This window comes from Roseateles sp. YR242 (genome assembly GCF_900109745.1).
GTDB lineage: Bacteria > Pseudomonadota > Gammaproteobacteria > Burkholderiales > Burkholderiaceae_C > Roseateles.
Genome location: NZ_FOAV01000002.1, coordinates 607759 through 627357 on the forward strand (window position 1 = coordinate 607759; position 19599 = coordinate 627357).

17 protein-coding genes are annotated in these 19599 nt (G+C 64.4%); 10 read left to right on the top strand and 7 right to left on the bottom strand.

Annotated features, from left to right (window positions below; translation table 11 throughout):
- Positions 1-7 precede the first annotated feature (7 nt).
- Positions 8-1717 carry a PilN family type IVB pilus formation outer membrane protein gene (locus tag BMY53_RS06315; RefSeq protein WP_092944749.1) on the bottom strand — a complete coding sequence of 570 codons (1710 nt, stop codon included), beginning with the start codon at positions 1715-1717 and terminating at the stop codon, positions 8-10.
- The gene (locus tag BMY53_RS06320; RefSeq protein WP_177200758.1) at positions 1714-2685 is read right to left on the bottom strand and encodes a toxin co-regulated pilus biosynthesis Q family protein; all 972 of its coding nucleotides are present in this window, start codon (positions 2683-2685) and stop codon (positions 1714-1716) included. The genes BMY53_RS06315 and BMY53_RS06320 overlap by 4 nt, the downstream gene beginning before the upstream one ends.
- A gap of 419 nt (positions 2686-3104) precedes the next feature.
- On the opposite strand from BMY53_RS06320, the gene BMY53_RS25875 reads away from it, so the two are divergent.
- From BMY53_RS25875 to BMY53_RS06335, 4 genes are all read left to right on the top strand, one after another.
- Entirely contained in the window at positions 3105-3494 is a 390-nt protein-coding gene (locus BMY53_RS25875) for a hypothetical protein (protein ID WP_177200759.1), read from the top strand.
- Positions 3487-3975, top strand: a complete 489-nt coding sequence (locus BMY53_RS06325) for a CesT family type III secretion system chaperone (protein ID WP_177200760.1) — start codon at positions 3487-3489, stop codon at positions 3973-3975. The genes BMY53_RS25875 and BMY53_RS06325 overlap by 8 nt, the downstream gene beginning before the upstream one ends.
- A 48-nt stretch (positions 3976-4023) precedes the next feature.
- Positions 4024-5214, top strand: a complete 1191-nt coding sequence (locus tag BMY53_RS06330; protein ID WP_143073951.1) for a hypothetical protein — start codon at positions 4024-4026, stop codon at positions 5212-5214.
- 187 nt (positions 5215-5401) lie between these two features.
- On the top strand, positions 5402-7081 hold the full coding sequence (locus tag BMY53_RS06335) for an ExeA family protein (RefSeq protein ID WP_143073952.1): 1680 nt from the start codon (positions 5402-5404) through the stop codon (positions 7079-7081).
- Between the two features lie 85 nt (positions 7082-7166).
- On the opposite strand, the gene BMY53_RS06340 is transcribed toward BMY53_RS06335, so the two are convergent.
- Positions 7167-7781: an RNA polymerase sigma factor gene (locus tag BMY53_RS06340; RefSeq protein WP_092944759.1), complete on the bottom strand. Its 615-nt coding sequence runs from the start codon at positions 7779-7781 to the stop codon at positions 7167-7169.
- A gap of 770 nt (positions 7782-8551) precedes the next feature.
- Here BMY53_RS06340 and BMY53_RS06345 point away from each other — a divergent pair.
- Together BMY53_RS06345 and BMY53_RS06350 are read left to right on the top strand one after the other, a co-directional pair.
- Positions 8552-9961, top strand: coding sequence for a hypothetical protein (locus tag BMY53_RS06345; RefSeq protein WP_143073953.1), 1410 nt, complete (start codon positions 8552-8554; stop codon positions 9959-9961).
- A 62-nt stretch (positions 9962-10023) separates the two neighbouring features.
- Positions 10024-10794, top strand: coding sequence for a transglycosylase SLT domain-containing protein (locus tag BMY53_RS06350; RefSeq protein ID WP_177200761.1), 771 nt, complete (start codon positions 10024-10026; stop codon positions 10792-10794).
- Between the two features lie 81 nt (positions 10795-10875).
- Here the strand turns inward: BMY53_RS06350 and BMY53_RS06355 are convergent, their stop codons facing one another.
- A complete protein-coding gene (locus tag BMY53_RS06355; RefSeq protein ID WP_143073954.1) occupies positions 10876-11412 on the bottom strand; it encodes a hypothetical protein in 537 nt (178 codons plus the stop codon).
- Between the two features lie 100 nt (positions 11413-11512).
- Between BMY53_RS06355 and BMY53_RS06360 the strand changes: the two genes are divergently transcribed.
- On the top strand, positions 11513-12703 hold the full coding sequence (locus BMY53_RS06360; RefSeq protein ID WP_092944767.1) for a GntR family transcriptional regulator: 1191 nt from the start codon (positions 11513-11515) through the stop codon (positions 12701-12703).
- A gap of 33 nt (positions 12704-12736) precedes the next feature.
- Here BMY53_RS06360 and BMY53_RS06365 read toward each other — a convergent pair whose 3' ends face one another.
- On the bottom strand, positions 12737-14128 hold the full coding sequence (locus BMY53_RS06365; protein ID WP_255370055.1) for a class-II fumarase/aspartase family protein: 1392 nt from the start codon (positions 14126-14128) through the stop codon (positions 12737-12739).
- A gap of 128 nt (positions 14129-14256) precedes the next feature.
- Here BMY53_RS06365 and BMY53_RS06370 point away from each other — a divergent pair, with 128 nt between their 5' ends.
- The 3 genes from BMY53_RS06370 (at position 14257) to BMY53_RS06380 (ending at position 16740) form a co-directional block, all read left to right on the top strand.
- Positions 14257-15261, top strand: a complete 1005-nt coding sequence (locus tag BMY53_RS06370) for a porin (RefSeq protein ID WP_092944771.1) — start codon at positions 14257-14259, stop codon at positions 15259-15261.
- 11 nt (positions 15262-15272) lie between these two features.
- Complete coding sequence (locus tag BMY53_RS06375; RefSeq protein ID WP_092944773.1) at positions 15273-16247, top strand: Bug family tripartite tricarboxylate transporter substrate binding protein; 975 nt, start codon at positions 15273-15275, stop codon at positions 16245-16247.
- A 247-nt stretch (positions 16248-16494) separates the two neighbouring features.
- Positions 16495-16740 (top strand): polysaccharide lyase family 7 protein, encoded by a 246-nt coding sequence (locus tag BMY53_RS06380; protein WP_143073955.1) that lies wholly within the window; start codon positions 16495-16497, stop codon positions 16738-16740.
- A 269-nt stretch (positions 16741-17009) separates the two neighbouring features.
- Here BMY53_RS06380 and BMY53_RS06385 read toward each other — a convergent pair whose 3' ends face one another.
- Positions 17010-17618 carry an ankyrin repeat domain-containing protein gene (locus BMY53_RS06385; RefSeq protein WP_143073956.1) on the bottom strand — a complete coding sequence of 203 codons (609 nt, stop codon included), beginning with the start codon at positions 17616-17618 and terminating at the stop codon, positions 17010-17012.
- A gap of 202 nt (positions 17619-17820) precedes the next feature.
- Positions 17821-19401, bottom strand: a complete 1581-nt coding sequence (locus tag BMY53_RS06390) for a DMT family protein (protein ID WP_143073957.1) — start codon at positions 19399-19401, stop codon at positions 17821-17823.
- Positions 19402-19599: the final 198 nt, after the last annotated feature.

The window sequence follows — 19599 nt, forward strand, 5'->3', positions numbered from 1 at the left end:
CGACTCCTCAGGCGCCTGGCATGGTGATCGGCGTGATCAGGATCACGATCACTTCCTTGTTCGAACGGGCGCCGACACCCCCGCCCAGCAGGAAGTTGGATGGATGCCCGGTGCCTTGGCGATCGACGTTGTTCTCAAGCTGCTCGAAGCCGCTCACCACCAGCGTCTGCCCGGACTTCATGGCCACGCGCTGCAGGAAGTTGCGGGTATCGATCTCCGGGGTCTGGATCTGGCTGCCGGTGGTCGCTCCTGTACTGCTGACCGTCTGGATCCGGCGCAGCGTGGAGATGTCGGTGGAGAACTGCAGGATCACCGTGCCGTTGTCCAGCAGGTTCGGTAGCACCGTCATCGTGAAGCCCGAGGTCACCACGCCCGGCGTCAGGCTGGTGGACGAGCCCACATTGGCACTGATCGTCGTCTGCGACGACTTCAAATAGGCCGTCTGGCGCGCCACTTGCACCGGCACCGGCTGGTGATTCAAGGTGGCCACCGACGCCGAGGTTTCCTTGCGGACCTTGCCCTGCGTGGACAGCGCACTGATCATCACTGACGAACCGGCGAACTTGCTGTTGGCCGTGTCGAGAATGCTGGCGGAGAACGATGTGCTCCCCTGGCCGGCGCCGAAGGTGCTGCTCACCCCGTACTGGCGGAAAAGATCCTTATACACGAGGTCCCAGCGAAGGCCGTAGCTGTCCTCGTCCGCCACGGAGACCGCCAGCACCGTGACGTTGATCATGATCTGCTTGGAGAGTGTCCGGTTCTCCCGCTCGATGAATCGTTCGACCCGATCCAGGATGGCCGGTGTATCCGTCACCGTGAGCGTGCCCGTCGCAGTGGAGCTGACCACCGTGCCGCTGGGCGACAGCATGGCCTGCACCGATTTCTCGAGGCTCGCAAAGACCGAGAGCTGCGACCGCACCGCCGTGGCCTGTCCGTTGCCGGAGGCCACTTCGCCGCCCACTGCGGACGTCATCCCCGTACTGCCACCCAGCGGCCCGCCGGCAACGCCAGAGTCGGAGCCCGCACGCGAACCCACGTTGGCACTCAGCGCCGAATCCCCCGGCACTGCGTTGATCTGGAAGCTGCGCGTGTCCACATGCAGGAACTCAATTGCGCCCTGGGTGTATTTCCACGAGACGCCAAAACGGGTCACGCCCAGGTCCAGCAGGCCCTTGAGATCTCCCGCGCGATACACCAGCGACAAGCCGCCGGGCTCCCAGCCCACCGTGGGCCCGGACATGCCCGCGGGCAAGGGCTGCTGCAGTCCATTGGGGGGCGGCACGGTCAGCTGGCCGCTGGCATTGGCCAGCGGTGCGTTGCCGCGCATCGCGGGACGTCCATTGGCAGCCATGTCCGTGGCGTCGGCGGTCACGCGCGTCGGCACGCCGCTCATGGCGGTGATGCGTTCCGCGAATTCTGCCAGTGAGCGCACACGGCGATTGAACGTGACAGGTTCGGAGAACACCGGCGGCAGGGACGACGCTTCCTGAAGGCGCACGCTGGACTTTCCGATCCAGATGCCCTCGTTGATCTGGACGCCGTCTCCACGGCGGTCGTCCACCACCTGACCGACCTGCCTTGACTGGACGGAGGCACGGCGATCGGCCTCCCGGCTCTCCTGGTCCAGGCGTTGGGTCAGTCCGGTGCAGCCCGCGAGCAGCACCCATGCCGTGGCGCTTGCCGAGCGGACCCAGCGTGCGAGATATGCGGCGCTCATTCCTTGCCCCTCGGAATCACGCGCAGCACCCGGTTGCCGCGGTAGAACACCGCCTTGGGCGGCACGTCTGCCTGGCTCAGGCTGCGCACGACCACGGCAATGGCGTCCTCGAAATTACCCTCCACATCCGCGGGCGCCACGATGGGATAGTCCACGCCCATCTCCCAGAACATCTTCCACCCCGCCTCACGTGACCAGCGGTCCAGAGCGCCGCGCAGGGTCTGATCCTCGGTCTGGAGCACCCACCCCTCTCGCGCGGCGGTCTTGGTGCCGTGTACGGACACGCGCTCCAGCACCACCGCCTCGGACGTTGCGGGCGCAGGCAGCGCGTCGACCTCCATGGCGACGGGACGCATGGCGGGGTTGTTGCCGCCTGCGCTTTCGGGGTTGACACGTCCCTTAGCCCTGTCCTTGGTTTTCAGCGATCGAGCTGCCTGCCCGGTCGTCACGGCGGATGTGGTCTTGGCTGTCGGCTTGGGCAGCGGTCTCAAATCATTGGAGGCCACGCGCACCAACACCAGGCGTGAACCCGTGGCGATCGTGACGGCCACACCAGGCACGGCATTCAGGGCTTCCTCGAGCGCATCGGCCCAGGACTGGTCCGCGCCCCAACTCACCGGTGCCGACAGGCGCGACGCATCCACGCCGACCCAGCGCACGCTGTAATCGGGCGGCACGAGTTGCTCAACGGCCTTGCGCAGTGGCACGCCGTTGCCGCCCGGCGCACGGACAGGCAAGGCGGCCCGCTCCGCGCCTACCGTCATCACTGCGGGCTCTTTGCTTGCGACCGGCGCTTCCACCGGCGGCGGTGTCGGCCGCGACGCGCAGCCGCCGGCCATGACGGCGGTGATCATCACCGCCGTCCATATACCGATCTTGGGATCTCTTGGATTCACGCCGGTCTCCTCATCATGTCCAGCAGATCGCCGGACGTTCGCTGACAGATGCAGCGGGTCATAGGTGGACACAGGGACCACCCAGTTCCCGCGATGCATGGCGGAAAGTTGCGCTGGCCGCGAGCGGTGGGCAGTGACAGCCACTCGGTGGCAGCGCGTGATCACTGCCACAAGGGAGGGCAGCCTCACTCGAAAGGGTGGAAACGGACGCATGACGGACCTTGAAAGCAAAAAGCCCCCTGACGGCGCCATGGCGCAATTCAGGGGGCTGATGTAGCCGAATGTAAACCAGCGATGCTGCTGGTGGGGTCGGTTGTTGTCGTGCACATCGACGCCCGGTGCGCAGGATATGGAGTTCACTCCATGCCGTCAATCGCGGGCCCGTGTCGGTCCTGGGACGGTGCCGCGCCGCTCTCGTCAGCCGAACAGATTGGCGGGAACTTCGGCCCGCAACGGGACACCTACTGGCACCACACCTTACGGCGAGTCACATGGTGCCCACACAAGAATTGCTGATGCGCATTGAGCGCGAGAGTGTCACAGCGCCGGCGGTGCTGCTCAGGCATCGCATCGCGATGGTCAGAGGACTCGCACACGCCTCTGAGGGCGAGTGCAGTAGCGATCTGGCCGAGCACGCCCGCGCCCTCCTGCTGAAGCTGGAACAACGACTAAGCGAGGAATGCAGCGAGCATCAGAGCCTGCGACGACTCGACTATCTTTCGCCCGGCCTGCGCATTCCCGTCGATGACGCCGCGGGCCTCTGCCTTCACGACGGGGACTGGCTGCCACGCGACCCTGTACGGACCTGGGACGTGTCGAGCTTGGCGCGGGGTGCCGCACGCCAGCACCACCTTTCCCTTCATGGAGTTTCCGATGAGTGACTATGACCGCCTGATCCAGGAGTTCTGCAGCCTGGCCGGACTGCCCGATGCGAAAGCCATTGGCACCGGGTCCCCAATCGAGGTCGACGGCGTAACCTGTTCGGTAACGCCCAATCGTCAACGTCCCGCGGAAGCGCTGGTCGTCTATGTCGAGTTCGGGGGCGTGCCTTCCGGCCGTGAAGCAGAGATCCATGCCGAACTGCTGTCACAGAACTACCTGGGCTCGCCAGATAGCGGCGTGATCTTCGGCTACTCGGCCCTGACCCAGCGCGTGATCTGCATGCAGCAGCTCACCACCGCGGAGTTGACCGGGCAACGCCTGATCGACGTGCTTCATCACATCGCGAGCAAGGCGGAGGAATGGCGCCGTACCTACTTCCTCAAGCCGAAGGAGGACGTCCGGCCCGCCCTGTCTGGATCTCTGTCCGGCGGTGCGCGAGCGCTGCTGGGGTCGCGAGAGCTCGGCAGTCGGGGCGCATGATCGTTGACAGGCGTCCTCGTCCTTCGCTGTCATGTCTGAGCGGCTGCGATGATTCCTTTGCCTCGCGGTCTGGCACGCCTGGGCGGTGTCTCGACACCCGCGTCGCTCGCGATGGCGGCGCCGGGGACCTTCGCTTCCGCCGGCCATATCGGCCTGGCGCCGCCGAGCGACCACGTCCGGGCTGCAGTTAACTCTTCGGTGCCGCATGGTGCGCCGCGGGACTGCCTGCGGGCTGCGAACCCGGACGTCGCTTCGGCCGCGCCTGGACAAGATCCGCTGAAGTCGGCCAGCGCGATGCGGCATCTAGCCGCGGGGCTGCTGGACCGGCACGGTGCGGCCACGCCGACCTCATCCGCGGACATCCATGCGACGGCGGCCGCCCTGCCTAAAGCCTTGCGAGCGCTCCGCCCGGGATTGCGGTTCGATGCCGCGCTGCGTGCCGCGCCGCTGGATCTGAAGCGACTGCTGCTTCTGATCGAAGGCCCACAGGACCATGCGCTGCATCGGCTGCCTCACGCGATGCAGGCCGACCGGATGGACGACCTGATGCGCCGGATGCTGATCCAGGTGCCGCCCTTGGCGCCCGAGGCGCTTCGGCAGGCGGTGGTGGCATTGGGAAACATCGGTCTGCCGCGTCACAAGATTCTCGTGAGCGCAGCGAAATGCCTGCATGCGCCAGGCCAGGTGTCGACCCTGCTCAGTTCCGATCGCCAGCTCTGGACGCAGTTCGACGCCACAGGGCGACGTGAACTGCTGGCATCCCTGGCGGGACGGCTGGCCTTGCTGGCACCCGCCAGGCGTGCGCCCATGGCCATGGAACTATGGACGCTGGTGACGCTGCATGATGGCTCGGCCGAGACCAGTCTTCAGTGGCGTGAGGCTCTGAATGATCGGCCTGGAGACGGAAGATTGGCGGCCTCCAGCGAGACCGCCCTGACGCGTTTTCACTCGCTCTCACATGACCCGGTCGCCCTTCCAACGCCCGCCGACATGCAGCACCGTCGTCATGCGCCCGGCGTCAGCGCGGCGCTCGCGCACTTCGGCTATTGGCTGCATTGCCAGCAGCACGCTCCGCTGGAGCGCTTGCACAGTCTGTCCGATGCCGCAAGTTGGCGGCTCATCGACCACTATACGAGCGATCCGCTGGCCGCGAGCACCACGCCGCGGTCCGAGCCCCACGACGCGCTGCTGCTGGAGCAACGGGTGCGGCAGTTCAATGATGCGCTGAACCTGACATGACGGCCGCTTGATCGCATGCGCTCCGGGAACACCCTGCGGAACGCTGCCTCGCACGACGCCACCCAACAGGCGCCGTGCGTCGGATCGTCCGATCGTGGCCAACAACTGTTCATGGAGATCCATCGTGGCCCCACCTCGTCCCCGCATTTTTGGTTCGACGCCACTCGCGTCAGCGCATCGCCTGGCGTTGACGTTGCAAGTGGCGGCCGCCGTGCGTCGATGGCTGCCGCGTCCGGCGACGCCCTCCCCGGCTGACGTCCACGTCACGCGCTTTTCTGCCAGCGCGCTGCCGGAGTTGATGTCAACAACCTCGCCGGTCTCGCTTTTCATGAGCCATCAGCATATGGAAGCGCTTGCGCACCTGCGCTACGGCCTGGATTGCGCGGGTGGTGTCGTGCTGCTCACCGGCGCCATCGGCACGGGCAAGACCGCCGTGTGCCGGGCGTTCCTGCGCGAGCTGCCGCCCCAGGTCCAGGCCTTTCATCTGGCACGCCCGGGATCCGACCGGAAAAGCCTGATGATCGACATCTGTCGCGGCTTCGGACTCCACGTCGATCCGGCCGCGTCGGAGCGCGCACACATTGATCAGCTCAACGAATTGCTGTTGCGCAACGAGGCGCAGGGGCACCGGACGATGCTGATCGTCGATGACGCACAGCGTCTCTCACCGGATCTTCTAGAGCAGCTCAGACTCCTGACCAACCTGGAGACCGACCGTTGCAAACTGCTGCAAATCGTGTTGGTCGGCCAAACCGGCCTGCGCGACCTGCTGGAGCGGCCGGAACTGCGCCAGCTGTCGCAGCGTGTCGTCGCTCGCCATCATCTGGTCCCTCTCGCCCGCGAAGAGATGGTCGCCTACGCTCATCACAAGCTCGATGCGTCCGGCATCGCTGGACTGCGTTTGTCACGACGCGCGGCCTGGACGCTCCATGCATGGACGCAGGGGGTGCCACGCACGGTGGATCAACTGCTGGACCGGGCCGTAGCGACCACGCTGTCCCGAGGCGCCTTGACGCTTGACGCCTCGACGTTGGCGCGGGCGGCCCGCAATATCGGGTTGTCCCACATGAGGATGCCCTGGCCTTGGAGCCCGCAGCTCGCGGGCACCTCGCTGACGCTGGTGCTCGCCTGCGCGGGCGCGGTGGCATGGATCGACCGCGGCGAGAAATCTCACGCAGCGCCGCGCCCGGCGCCCGCGCCATCGTTGACCGCGACGCCGGTGCTGCTGAGGCCCGTGCCAACCCAGCCCCCCCCTGTGCTGATCCCATCGGCCACCGCTGTTTCGACTGCTGCCGGTCCCGAGCCCATGGTCGCCATGCTGCAGCGATGGAGAGCCTCCTCAAGCGACTGGCCCGGCTGCGCGCGCCTGCCCGATCGCCTGCGATGCCTGCAGGGCCGCACATCTCTCCAGGAGCTTCTTGATCTCGACCTTCCAGTCGTTCTCCATCTGTCGGACGAGAGCGGCCGCTCCGGTGACGCCATGTTCCAGGGCATTGACGCCGGACAGGCGCTCTTGCGCTTTGACGACAAGAGCTTGCGGATTCCGGTGGAGGAAATGAAGCAGCGCTGGCGCGGGGACTTCACCGCAGTCTGGTCTTCGCCGCCCGCGTTCAGCCGCCCCTTGCGCCTGGGAGACAGCGGACCCGCGGTGGCCTGGATCCGGAGCTCGCTCTCGCGGCTGCACGGTCGCGTCGGTTCACGGGTCGACGGCACGCGCTTTGATGCGTCTCTCCAGGCCGCCCTGCGCGCCTTCCAGCGCCAGGAGCATCTGGACGTCGATGGAATCGCCGGCATCAAGAGCCTGGTGCGGCTCGCACAGCGCGTGGACGGCGACTCGGCGCGACTGGCGCCCCCCGCATCCCCCTGAATGCAGAACGCCGGCGGTGCGGAGCGCACGGCCGGCGTCGGAGTGTTGAGGGAGCCGGGCCATGCGCCCCCCCTTGCAGCGATTTTCAGGTGGATTGCAGATCGCTGGCGCGAGCCTTCATGGGCTTGGGCGCGGCCTCCTGGGCTTCGGTCAGATCGGGGCTCGCCTCGATCTGTCGCTTCAGATGGGCCCGCGCACGCGAAATGCGCGACCGCACGGTCCCGATCGGAATGTTCATCTCGAGCGCCACCTCTTCGTAGCTGAGGTTGTCGATGACCACGCGTTCCAGCATCTGTCGGCTGTCTTCAGGCAAGGACGGCAGCACCGCGGCCACTCGCGTCATGCGTTGACGCTGCTCGGTGATGTCCATCGGGTTGTCGCCGCCTTCCGAGGGCACGTCCGCCACATCCGCGTCGACATAAACATCCCGGCAGCGCGCGCGCTTGTAATGACCACGCGTCAGATTCAACGCAATGCCAAAGAGCCAGGTTTCGGGGCGCGACTGCCCTTGGAACTGCTCGATGCAGCGCAAGGCTTCGACGAGCGTGTCCTGCACCAGATCCTCGACGTCGTGCGGGTTTCCGACGCGGCGTCGCAGGAAGTTGGCCAGCCGCGAGGCGTGGGTCCGCACGAGTTGATCCAGGTCCTGGATCGTCAGCCGCGCCACGGGCGTCAGCTCGGAAGAATCGGTGGTCGACATGACGGACTTCTTTCAAGACACACGCAGACCGGCGGTCTGCTCGGCCTTTGACAGCGCAACGTCCATGCCACGCCGCGACGAATCTCCAACCCGCTGATTCAAAAGGGATTTATTGACCACCTACGGGTTAGCCCACCCCACCGCCGCTCAAACCTTCGAGTCAAGCGTTTGAGCACTTCCCAGGTTTTGAGAGAACGGTCAGTTCCCGAAGGAATGCGGACATCGATCGGCGCGGAACTTCGAAGCCCGGCTGTGACGAGGTGCAGGTCTGCGCCACCCAACGGGACCAAGCCGCCCGGCCGCTCAACATCGAAAGGATCTGCTCCATGTCAGCCTTGCCTCTTGCACGCGCATCGTCCGTCGAACTGCGCACCATCGTCTCCACGCACACGCAAGACCTCATGCACGCACACTCGTCTTCGGGCGCGCCTGTCATTGCGCTGGCACCCGCCGCCGTCCGGGTGACCCCACCTGACGCCTTGCCGGCAGCGGCCGTCCCGGCGGCTCCTGCAGGCGCCCCCAAACCGCCATTGGGGGGTGAGGAGCCGCTGGCACAGCTCATCACGATGCCCACGGCCGAAGGCGATGGGCCGTCGCACGACCATTCAATCGGCACGGTGGCCTCCCAAGCGGTGGCGAGTCCCACCGAGCCCACTCACTCCCGCAACCCTGCCGTCGTCGCGGAGATGCTCCTTCGCCTGGATACCGTCATCGACCTGGCGCCAGCGTCACCGCAGCGCCACGCCTGTGTACAGGTCCTGCAAAAGGTGTTGGGCAACCTGGACTTCGTGCGGGCACTCACGACTCGCGATGACGACAGGATTCGCCGCGACCCCAACGTTCGTTGGGCGCTGACAGGCGCTCGCGATGTGATCGACCACATGCGGGTCGTCATCGAGGAGAACGAGTCTCGCCTGCCGCCGCCCTTGGCAAAAGCGCTGAAGGCGCGATGGAGGGAAGCGGACTGGAACCTGGCCGACTTTGCGCACGACGCCTCATTGACCTCGCGCATCGCGGCACTGAGCACCGTGCGGGCGGTCAACACGTTCATCTTTCTCGGCGTGCCACTCATGGAGCCCCAACGCAAGACGACGGCGCTGTACGTGGCCGTGTCCGGCAAGAGTGCCGTGCGGGCCATCGGTCTGGGGCGGCGCGCCACCACGCATGCCTGGCAAGTCGCCGACCACTTCATCGGCCGCGATCTGATCAACACGCAGCAGAGCCTGCTGTTCGCCATCCACTTGATTGGCGCGTTAATGCCGCCCGGCCCGGCACGGGACCGCCTGGAGCGAAGCACCAGCGCTGCGCCCTACCTGACGTTCGTGGGTGTCGCCTCGGTGATCTCCGCGATGCTCGCCTTCCATCACAAGGACCTGTCGCGCCTGCTGAACAAGCTCTTCTACGGTCATGCCGCTCCTAACCTGCAGGGACGGGAAACCCTTGGGGATCGGGCGCTGCGACGGCTCGGCAGTCTGCGCGATGCCTTGATGCGGGACGCCCGGCGCACGATGGCTCGTCCGCCTGCCGGGGCGCTGAAGGTGGAGGACCTGCCATCAGAGGTGCAGGACGCGCTGCAGTATCTGCTCAAAGTGTCCGAACGCGCCAGCCACGGGGTGCGGCATCTGGGCCGTGAGATGCAGAAGCTGGGGACACTCAGCGACAGCAGCGCCAAGCTGTTTGGCACCGTCGAAGGCAGTTTCGGCCGGCTGAATGAAAGCATCGGTTTGGTGCTCGGCATTCCCGTCGAGTCGCGCGCGAACGATCAATGGGTGGCCAAAGCGGCCTTGGCCGTATTTGCGCTGGGCGTCTGTGTGGCGCCGGCGGCCTTCCTCAAGGACAACACCATAGGCTTCGTTGATCTCGTCGCGAATGCCGCGTTCGTCTTTCTTGTGATGGCGATGAACGCCGCCGACCCGCACACCCGGCTGGAAGTTTCCGAAGACGACTTCGGACAGTATTGCGGATTCAGCCTGGCGATGACCGGCGTGTGGGCCTACAACCAAGTCAAGCATGACCCGATGGAAAAGACCTGGGCCTCGGCCATGCAAGGCGCGGCCGTGCTGACCGCGTTGGGGAACACTCTGTCCGCTCCCTCTGGGCTCGCGGTGGGCTGGTTGGCAGGCAAGGCGCACCGAGGATTTTCACGGCTTGCCGGGGCAGTTCCCACCCAGCCAGATTGATGCAACTTTCCCGCCCGCTCTGCCACCCATCCCATGACCTTATTTCAATCGGAGCAGAAGCCATGGTTGGCAGAGTGCAAGTCGTCGAGGGTGAAATCGGCACGGTTTATTACTGCGATCTGGATCAAGGTGTCTATGAGGTCACCGGAAAAAACACGTCCAAGCTGGTCACTGATCCCGACAAGATCGCCGCTGGCCAGGGCGTTCGCATCAGCAACTGGCAGAACTTCAAGCTGGAGAACGACCCCAGCGGCCGTCCTGCAGGAACGCCGGCGCAGCCCGTGGGCCCCAACGCGCCTCCCATCCCCGGCGGAGGGGGGCAGCAAGCGCCAGGCGCCAGCACCGGGAGCGAGGGCTCCGGCGTCAACGGCGATGGCGGAACCAGCGGTGCGTCCTCGGGACGCACACCCGAGGGCATGCCCAAGGAACTCTGGGATTACTGCGTGGAGGCTGGTCAGAAGACCAACATCAGCCCCTACATCCTGGCCGCACAGATGGAGCGGGAGAGCAACTTCGGCCGTGGCCTGCAGGGCAGTCCGAGCGCGGGGGATGGCCTCATGCAAGTCGAGCCCGGCACCCGCAGCGGCTATATGGCCAAGTTCCGCGAGCAGATGGGCCACGGGTATGACCACGGCAATCCGCGTGACCAAGTGGAGATGGCTGCGGTCATCCTGAGGGACAAGGGCGGGAGCATTCAGAACATGCTTCAGAAGTACAACGGTGGCGACAACTGGCATCCCGGCGCCACGGACTCCTACGGACGTGAGATTCATGCCGACGCGTATGCGAGCGCCGTCATGTCACGCGCCCGTCAGATGCAAGCGGGTGGCTGAGCGTGCTGGCGCAGGGTTGCAACGCGCCACCTGCTCCAACGCCTCCTGCGTTGGAGCACGTGCGCAGGCAGCGAAGGTTCCTCACTGCGCCTGGACTGTCTCCTCACTGAGAATTCCTTGCTTACGCCGATCCCAGATCGCCTCCAGCGCCGGTGGCGTGTACAACAGTTTTTGAGTCAAGTAGCAGGCCGCTTCAGCCGGCCACGGTAGATCGCTGAAGTTCCAGTAGATCGCGATGCGTTCATGATGCTGCAGGGGCAACTCCCCCGCCTTCAGCCTCGCGACGAAATGCCCTAGCAAGGCAGACTTTCTCTGAAGAGAAAGGTGCCTCATCGCATGCCGCAAGGCGGTGAGGCCTTCGATAGGGTCGGAGAATTGTCTAATGATGTCCAGGGCGTTCTGATCCGGACGCAGGGACGGCGCTCCGCGATCCTCACTGATTTTGAGGACCTCCAGCGGGATGGCGGCCCCGCCCGCCTCATGGCTGCGCACGGCGGTTGATTCCGCGGCGCTCCCGGGTGTCAGACTTGGCGCACGCAGGCCTCGAATACCAGTGAGCCTGCTGATAGGGGGCAGAGAGAGCCAGGCACTTTGCAAAACGTCAGTGACCTTGTCCATATTGAACTCCTTGAAAGAGCTCAATAGGTGATGGGCAGCACGTCCGAGTTCCGTCTGCTGCATCGATCCAATACGCCCCACTCTGGTGTATTGTATCGGGATGAACGCTTCCCCCAATGCACTGCTCCGCCACCTCGAACAACTGTCGGCGGATGCGGAGCCTGGCCAGCAACTGCCCACGATCCGCGAACTGATGCGGCGCTTCGGCGCATCGCAGGCCATGGTGCAGCGCGCCTTCCAGGAACTCAAGGCGCTCGGATTGATCGAGTCGCAGGTGGGGCGGGGCACCTATTTTCTGAGCCGAGCGCCTTCGGGGACTTCCACCACCATAGAGCCCGTGCATTCCATGCAACGACGCACGACCGGCGCAGGCGCGGCGGGACAACATGGCACCGCATCGACCGGGCCTGCGAATGGACCTCGAGCGATCCTGCTGCTTCGTCGATCCGTCAGCGTCGCTCGGGGTCGCCTCCTCGTGGAAGGCCTGCAGCGCCGGTTTTCCGCAGACGGCCATCAGGTTCTGGAGGTGGCCTACAACGACCCCCTGCACGCATTGACCGTGCTGAAGGGCTTGCCGCGCTTTGATGCCTGCGTCGTGCAATCGACGTTCAGGACAATCCCGATCGCGCTGCTCGCGGCGCTACGGGAGAAGACCGACGTCGTCGCGATCGATGGCGCTTCTCTGGCCGGCGCCGATGTGGAGGCCGTGGGCACCGAATGGTCGGAGCCCCTGGCCATCGCGGTCGGTTTGCTGAAACAGCGTCAGCATCAACACATCGCCTTCGCCACGACCTCCCATCCCCTCCTGTCCGTCCAATTGGCTCGGCGACGGCTATCCCATCTTGCCCAGGACTGGCCGGGAATCTCGCTGACCGAAATTGCCCTGCCCCTGCTGCCGGACGAAGCGTATGCCACGGCCCTGGTGGAGCACCTGGCGGAACTGCTTTCGCGCCAGGGGCGATTGCCGTTTACCGGACTCGTGGCGTGGGGCATCGAGGACAGCGCCGGGTGGCGAGCACAGCTGGAATCGCGCGGCATCTCGGTGCCCAGGGATCTGAGCGTCGCCTTGCTCGCGAGACCTGACCTTCCCAATGAGCACGCCCACTTCTTCGATGTCGTCGGTGCAAGCATCGAGGACCAGATCGCGGCCCTGCATGCGGCGGTGACCGAGCGCTGGGCCAGTCCCGGCGCGCCCTTTGGTGTCCGGCTGGTACCAGTGCGAACCCGCGCAGGGCAGTCCATCGCGGCGCCCGCCCGCGCCCGGCGAGCCCTTCCGCGCCAGACCGCCTGACCTCGCGACTCGCGAGTACAGACGGACAGTTCTTCAACCGCGCTCGCCTCTCACCTGCCGTATGACGTCTTCGACGATCGCCGCCGACTCGCCGGTGTAGGCGGCTGGGTCCAACGCGGCTGCGAAGCCGTCCGGAAGCGATTGACCTGCCAGCAGAGGATGCCGTGCGATACGCTCCAACAGGTCGCTCTCGGTGGCGTCCACCTGATGTACCGCGTCGTAGAGGACATGGTGCGCGTGATGCCGTCCGATCAATGACGTCAGGCGCATCATCGCGGCCTCCGAGGCAATCAGCCCGTCGGTCAGCGAAAGATTGCGCGCCAGGGCGCCGGGATGCACGGTCAAGCCCTCCACCAGTCGCCGCAGGGTCTGCGCCATCGACGCGGCCAGGATGGCGATTTCCGGCATCAGGGTGTCGGTGACATTGGTGACGGCCGCGTCCCCTTCGTCCATCCGCACCATCGACTCCAGGGCCACCGGTACCCGCGCACGCAGCATGCGCGACAGGCTCGACAAGAGCTGCGCCGTGGTGGGATTGCGCTTCTGGGCCATGGTGGAGCTGCCCACCTTGCCCAGATGGAAGGCCTCGGACACCTCGCCGATCTCGGTCCGCTGAAGGAAGATCATTTCCTGCGCGATCCGCTGCGCCGTGCCCGCCAGCAATCCTAGCGAGTTGACATAGTCGGCCACTCGATCGAAGGAAGATCGTGACGGCACCACGCTCGGCTGGAGCCCTAGCCGCTCGGCCAGGCGAGCCTCCACCTCCCGCCCCGGCGCCCCGGTCGCGGCATAGGTGCCAATCGCGCCGCCCATACTCACCGTGAACGAACTGGCGACCCGCTCGTCCAGCCGTTGCCGGTCGCGGGCGAGTTCGGCGATCCACCCTGCGAGCTTGAAGCCCAGGGTCATGGGCAGTGCATGCTGTCCATGCGTGCGCCCCGCCATCGGCGTGTCGCGATGTGTCTCCGCCAGCGTGGAAAGTGCGGCAATGGCAGCATCCACATCAGCCACCAAGCAGCAATGCGTCTGCATCATCTGCAGCGAGGTGGCGGTATCAAAGATGTTTTGCGTCGTCGCGCCCCAATGAATGTAGCCTGCGGCCGGTTCACCGCATAGGGTCTCGAGCTGATGCAGAACAGGTACCAGCGGATGCTGGGCAAAAGCGATTTGCTCCGCCAGCTGGCTAATGTTGAACAAGGACGCGTCGGCGCGGGTCTCGATCACTCTCGCGGCCTCTTCCGGAATCAAGCCGCTCCGCGCCTGGGCATGCGCCAGGGCAGACTCCACCGTCAACCAGGCCTGGAGTGTGGCCCGGTCGCTCCATATCGCCTTCACTTTCGAATGAAACCAGTGGGCGGTGATGAACGATTCAAACATGCCGACGTGGGCGGTCCGGTCAAACATAGCGGTGTCTTCCTGGGTCACGCGCTCGGTCCGTCGGACCGATGCCTTGCGTGAACTGGCTCGAAGTGTATCGCATATGTGTGTTGCTACATTACATACAATACACTTAGGCGGCGCGCAGAGGCGTATCAAAACATCAGGAGACACCATTGAACAATGCGCTTACCAGGCGACTGACCTGCATTGGCGGTCTGGCCCTGCTGACTTGCGGAGACTGGGCGCAGGCCCAGTCTTCGCTCACGATCTACGGCATCATCGACCAAGGCATCACCAAGGCGAACCGCGGCACTACTGCGGGCGCCATGCTGCCGGGGCGCGCGGCGCCCGACATCTGGACGATCAAGGCCGGCAACACTTCGCGACTGGGATTCCGTGGTCGCGAGGAACTAGGGGGTGGCTCCTACGCACGCTTCCAGATGGAGCACCGCGTCGCCCTGGACACGGGGACCCCCAGCAACCCCAATGTGTTCTGGCTCGGCCGCTCCGTCGTGGCCATCGGTGACAAGCAATGGGGCGAGGTGTACACAGGACGCGAATATTCACCGGTGTACTGGATTGCGCTCTTTGCCGACCCGACCGCGCTGAGCTATGTCGGCCAGTTGGGCACCACCTACACCTATGCGAACTACACGGCCGTGGCGGCGAGTGTGGAAGCCTCCAACAACCGCTGGTCCAACAGCGTGGGCTATAAGTCACCGACCTGGAAGGGAATGAGCGTCGAGGTGGCCACGGCCCTGGGTGAACGCGCACGCAAACGAAATGACTCCGCCAACATCCAGTACCGGGACGGCCCGGTGTGGCTGGCGGCTGGCACCGACCGGATGGACAGTCGCAACAACATGTCCATCGTGGCGGCCGGTTATGACTTCGGGGTTGTATTCCCCACTGCCACCTACAGCCGCGCGCGGGGAGGATTGGCCGGAGATGCGACCTCCTACGCGCTGGCCGTCCGCGTGCCGCTGAGTTTCGGCCGCGCCTATGGGTCCTACGGCAAGCTTCGTCCCGCTGACAGCCGGGACGCCGCGATGGTCGGCACTGGCGTCGAGTATGACTTGTCCAAACGCAGCCTGCTCTACGCCAACCTTGGCAGCGCCAAGCGCGACAGCTTCTCCCGCACCACGGCCTTCGATGCCGGCTTCAAACACACGTTCTGAAAGGTCTACTAATGAATCGCAGATCCCTGTTGCGCCTGTCTCTCGCCGCCGCGGCGGCCTGTGCCTCAACCGGCGCCTGGTCGGCCTCAAACAGCGCCTTGACGCTGCTCGTCGGCTATTCGGCGGGTGGCAGCGCCGACTTGGTGGCCCGTGTGGTGGCTCCAGAAGTCAGCAAGCAGCTCGGCCGCCAGGTCATCGTGGAGAACATCGCCGGTGCCAGCGGGATGATGGCGCTCACCAAAATGATGAACTCGCCGGCGGATGGCCAGTTCCTCTACATGGGCGGCACGGACACAGTGTTGATCCCCATGGTCAACCCCAAGGTGAAGCATCGATGGGACGCAGACCTCGTGCCCCTGGGGCGGATCAGCACGGTACCCATGATCTTTGCCGTGCCATCCAACTCGAAGTACACCTCGCTCACGGACCTGATGACGGCGGGGCGCAAGGCTGGGGAGGGTCTTCGCTTTAACTTTGCAACACCCGGCGTCGGCACGATGCAGCACCTGTATGGCGCATTGATCAACAAGCAAGGTGGGTTGACCATGACTCATGTGCCTTATCGCGGCGGTGCGCAGATCGTCAATGATCTCGTCGGCCAGCAAGTGGATGGCGCCGTCCTCGTGATGTCCACCGCACTGCCATTTTTGAAGGAAGGCAAGATCAAGGCGATCTCGGTCTCCGACGCAGACCGGGTGTCGAGCCTGCCCAACGTCAAGCGCATCGGAGAGGAGGCCGGCTTCAACGATGTCTCGTTGCCACTGTGGCAAGGGCTGTTCGTCAAGCAGGGTACGCCAGCCGCCATTGCGGCCAGCTACGAAAAGGCACTGCAGGCCGCGCTCGCTCAACCCGCCGTCAAGACCAAGCTGGCTGAATATGGCATTACGCTCGCACCGATGAACGGCGCATCGCTGGGCATTTTCGTCAAGAGCCAGGCGCAGGTCTATCGGGACATCGTGGACGCGGCGAAGATCACGCTGGATTGAGGTCGTCGCAAGGCGATGCAACCTTTCGGGGAGCCCCTTCCACGCATTGTGAGACCAGCTCGACAGGAAAGGGGTTCCCCATAAGCATCATTGGCACCGTCGGTGCCGTGTTCCACTGCGACATCGACAACAAGAACTACAAGAACTACAAGAACTACAAGAACTACAAGATCGTCGCCACGAAACGCCGATCGAGTTGTTCTTTCAGGGCAAAGGCAATGGCATAGGCAATATCGCGGCCGGCGTCATGGATGCCACGGGCAACCGACGTGGTGTTCTCATTGCCTCCAACGTACCGATGAACCCGCGGGCCTCCTACCGCCTGGACCTGACTTCGGGCTGCGGCGTGGACATCAACGCCGGGGGTGGTCGGCAGCACATTACGCTGGACTCCCGCCTGGATCCCGGCAGCTTCTACTTCGAGGTCGGCAACTATGCCAAGAGCGCCCAGGGCGGCAGCAAGGTCACCTATTTCGAACTGGACCGGCGGTAGCAGCGCGCGTCATCGGATAGGGCCCGGGGCCTGGCGGCGACATCTTCAACGCTGGCCTCGAAGTTCAATGCCTGGTGCAAAGCAAGGCGTGTGCAGTAGCAGCGCCGCGGCCTCCAGAGTGTGTCGTCACCATCCATGGCGTACTACGCCGCGAGCGCCGCAAGATCCAGCACTCCAGAAACGCCAGTACTCGCACAAACCGAGCCACCTGATCGCGGACGCTGCCCTATCGTTGCGTCTGGCCCGCGGGAAGGAATGGGCTTGCGAGATCACTCCAGACCGGAGCTCCGCAGCCGCTCACGCAATTCTGCATCGGCTGCTGCTACGCGCTGATCGGCCCGGGCTTGGCGGTGCTGCTGCATACCGCGCAACGTGGCCTCATCGAAGCTGATGTGATACTGCGTCAGCACCCTACACATTTCCTGATCTCTTAACCAGCCCTTCTCCTCCGCGATCAGGAGAGGCGTGTTGCCGTTGACGTCGAGGCTATACATGTTGACGTGTTCTCGAAGCAACAATCCAATGGCCATTAGGACCTTTTGCTTTTCCGCCGCTGATGCGCTGGTCGCGTGCTTGAACACCTTGTGCAAAGCGTTGCTGCGGTTCTCGACGGAGAGGACGTTAACGTTCGCACCGCGGGTCACCAAGCTCGAGAGCTGGCCTACATCGACACGTTCAGCAGCCTCGAGAAATTCCCGCTGAAGCTTGTCTGGGTCCGAAAATAATGAGCGGAGCGTCCGTCTACGGAGCGTTGGCGCGTAAGCAGGAGGTCCTTCCACCTCCGTTTCCTGCGTTTGCTCAATACGGGCCGTGGACTGCCCCTCTGCAACGCGATAACTGATGGCGGGCGCCGTGCCGCTGGAGGGCATCAGCGGCACGGCGGACGCCGATGGCCTGATGTGGTCTGGGGGGCGCGGGCCGTAGGCAGGAGGCGCTCCGCTTAACTGGTGTGTAGGACGGATATCCATGAGTTGTCATGCTGGAAAATGCTAATGCCAAGTGGGTGGCCTGGCCGCTTGAATCGTTCCATGCTCTTTCTGGAGTGGCTCAGCGCAACGGTACGGAACAGGACACCGTGGCTCAATGAGATCCTGCTCCCGGAGAGACCCGTTCACGCGAGGCATGTATCGGCAGATTCGCCAAGGCAACGCCCAACCCGGCCAGCACCAACGCCACCCCTTGTCTCAAACCAAACGGTTCCCCCTTCACCGTCGCCAGAACGCCGACCGCAAAGCACAGATCTGCCGCGGCGAGACCACTCCGCACCTCTGCGAGGTTAGCAAGGCTGTTGGCCTTGACCAGGGATTGATACTCAAAATGGGCAGTCACGTAGCCCAGGACGATGTCCTCGAACGCGGCCCCGGCTGACTTCAGCGCCGGCCGCTGCCAGGAAATTGCGTGTGATGGCTTGAGCGTTGGAGGGATAAGGGTGTGCCCATACCACGCCACAGTCTTGATCCCAGCCGCCACGACGCCATAGAGCGCGGCACGCGCCCGGTCGTCCTTGACAGCAAGGGCGCCCGTCAGGCTCCCCGCCATCACGGCGGCGGCAATTCCCAGGAACAAATACTTCAATGAATTGCGTGACCAATGTCTGGTGGACGCATGGGCAGCTTCTATCTCTTCACCCTGGTCCTGCATCGCCCGCTCAATGCCATTCGCAATTTCCAATAGTTTTCGGGCTTGATCCGTTGCTGGCGCACAGTGCTCCCGGTCCAGGTGCCCTTCCATGAGCCCCCGCAATTCACGTTCAATGATCCCGAGGTGCTGCCGCTGCTGAGAAGCGCGGTTCAGCGCGGCGTGGAACATACGATGTGCGGCGGCGATCTTCCGGCCCCCAGCGCCGGCGATGTGGCCCGCCTTCGGCCCTGGCGCTGCACCGCAACTGGGGACGACCATCGTGAGCGTCCCGACCGTGGAAGCCGCCAAGCCCGACCAATGCCGCCAGTCGGTGGGCTCCTTCTTCACGGCCGTCAAGAACACCAGGAAGCAGCTCAGGTTGATGAGCTCAATGGGCGCGCGCAACTTGCTCAGCGCAATGCCGGACGCCTGCGCGGAGCGAGCCGCGAGAATCACGAAAGGGTACTCCGCCAGCGCCATCGCCCAACTGATTCCGACCTTACGTTCGTGCACAACGAGTCCGGGGGTGGTCGGCCCAGCGATCCGATTCCTGGGGATGGCGGTATGCGCGTACCAAGCCGCCGTCATCGCCACGCCCGCGAAAAGGGAGAAAACGAGGGGTTTCACCCAATGGACAGCGCCACGCAGACAAGAGGACGTGTCCTCGGTCGAAGTCAATCGGCTCCCCTTTGCACCTGCCCCGGTCAACATTTCCATCAGTTGATCCATCAGCGAATGCAACTGGCTGAAATCACGAACTTCGTTCAGCGCGGCACGCAATCGTTCGCCAGTCTCGGCCGGCAACTGTTCCAGCAATTCCGTGACCTCTCGCCTGAACTGTTGGAACTCCTTTTGAATGGTCGCGGCGTCCCTGCGTACCCCGCGGATAGCTGGCGGAGGGCCCATGGCGGGCCGCACGTCTGACGGGTGAAGTGCTTGCGCGGGCAGGGACGAACGCAATATCCCCATACGCTGCGCCGCGATACCCAGTGAAGGGCGTTGTGAGCCAGCTGAATTGGGTCGGGCAATTTCTGAAGCCATGCGTCAAGCTCCTCATCAGTCACAAGTCGTGATGGGTGTAGCCAGAGTAGGCGCGGTTCCGGGAGGGCCGCAGACATTAGTGCGTGGTCATTAGGCCGAGTTGAGGGATGCGCGCGAGGGAGTGACGTCGAAATAGCTCATGTAGGCTCAAAAACCTTGCACCGGGGAGCCTGTCAGGATTTTTGTGCGCGAGGCATG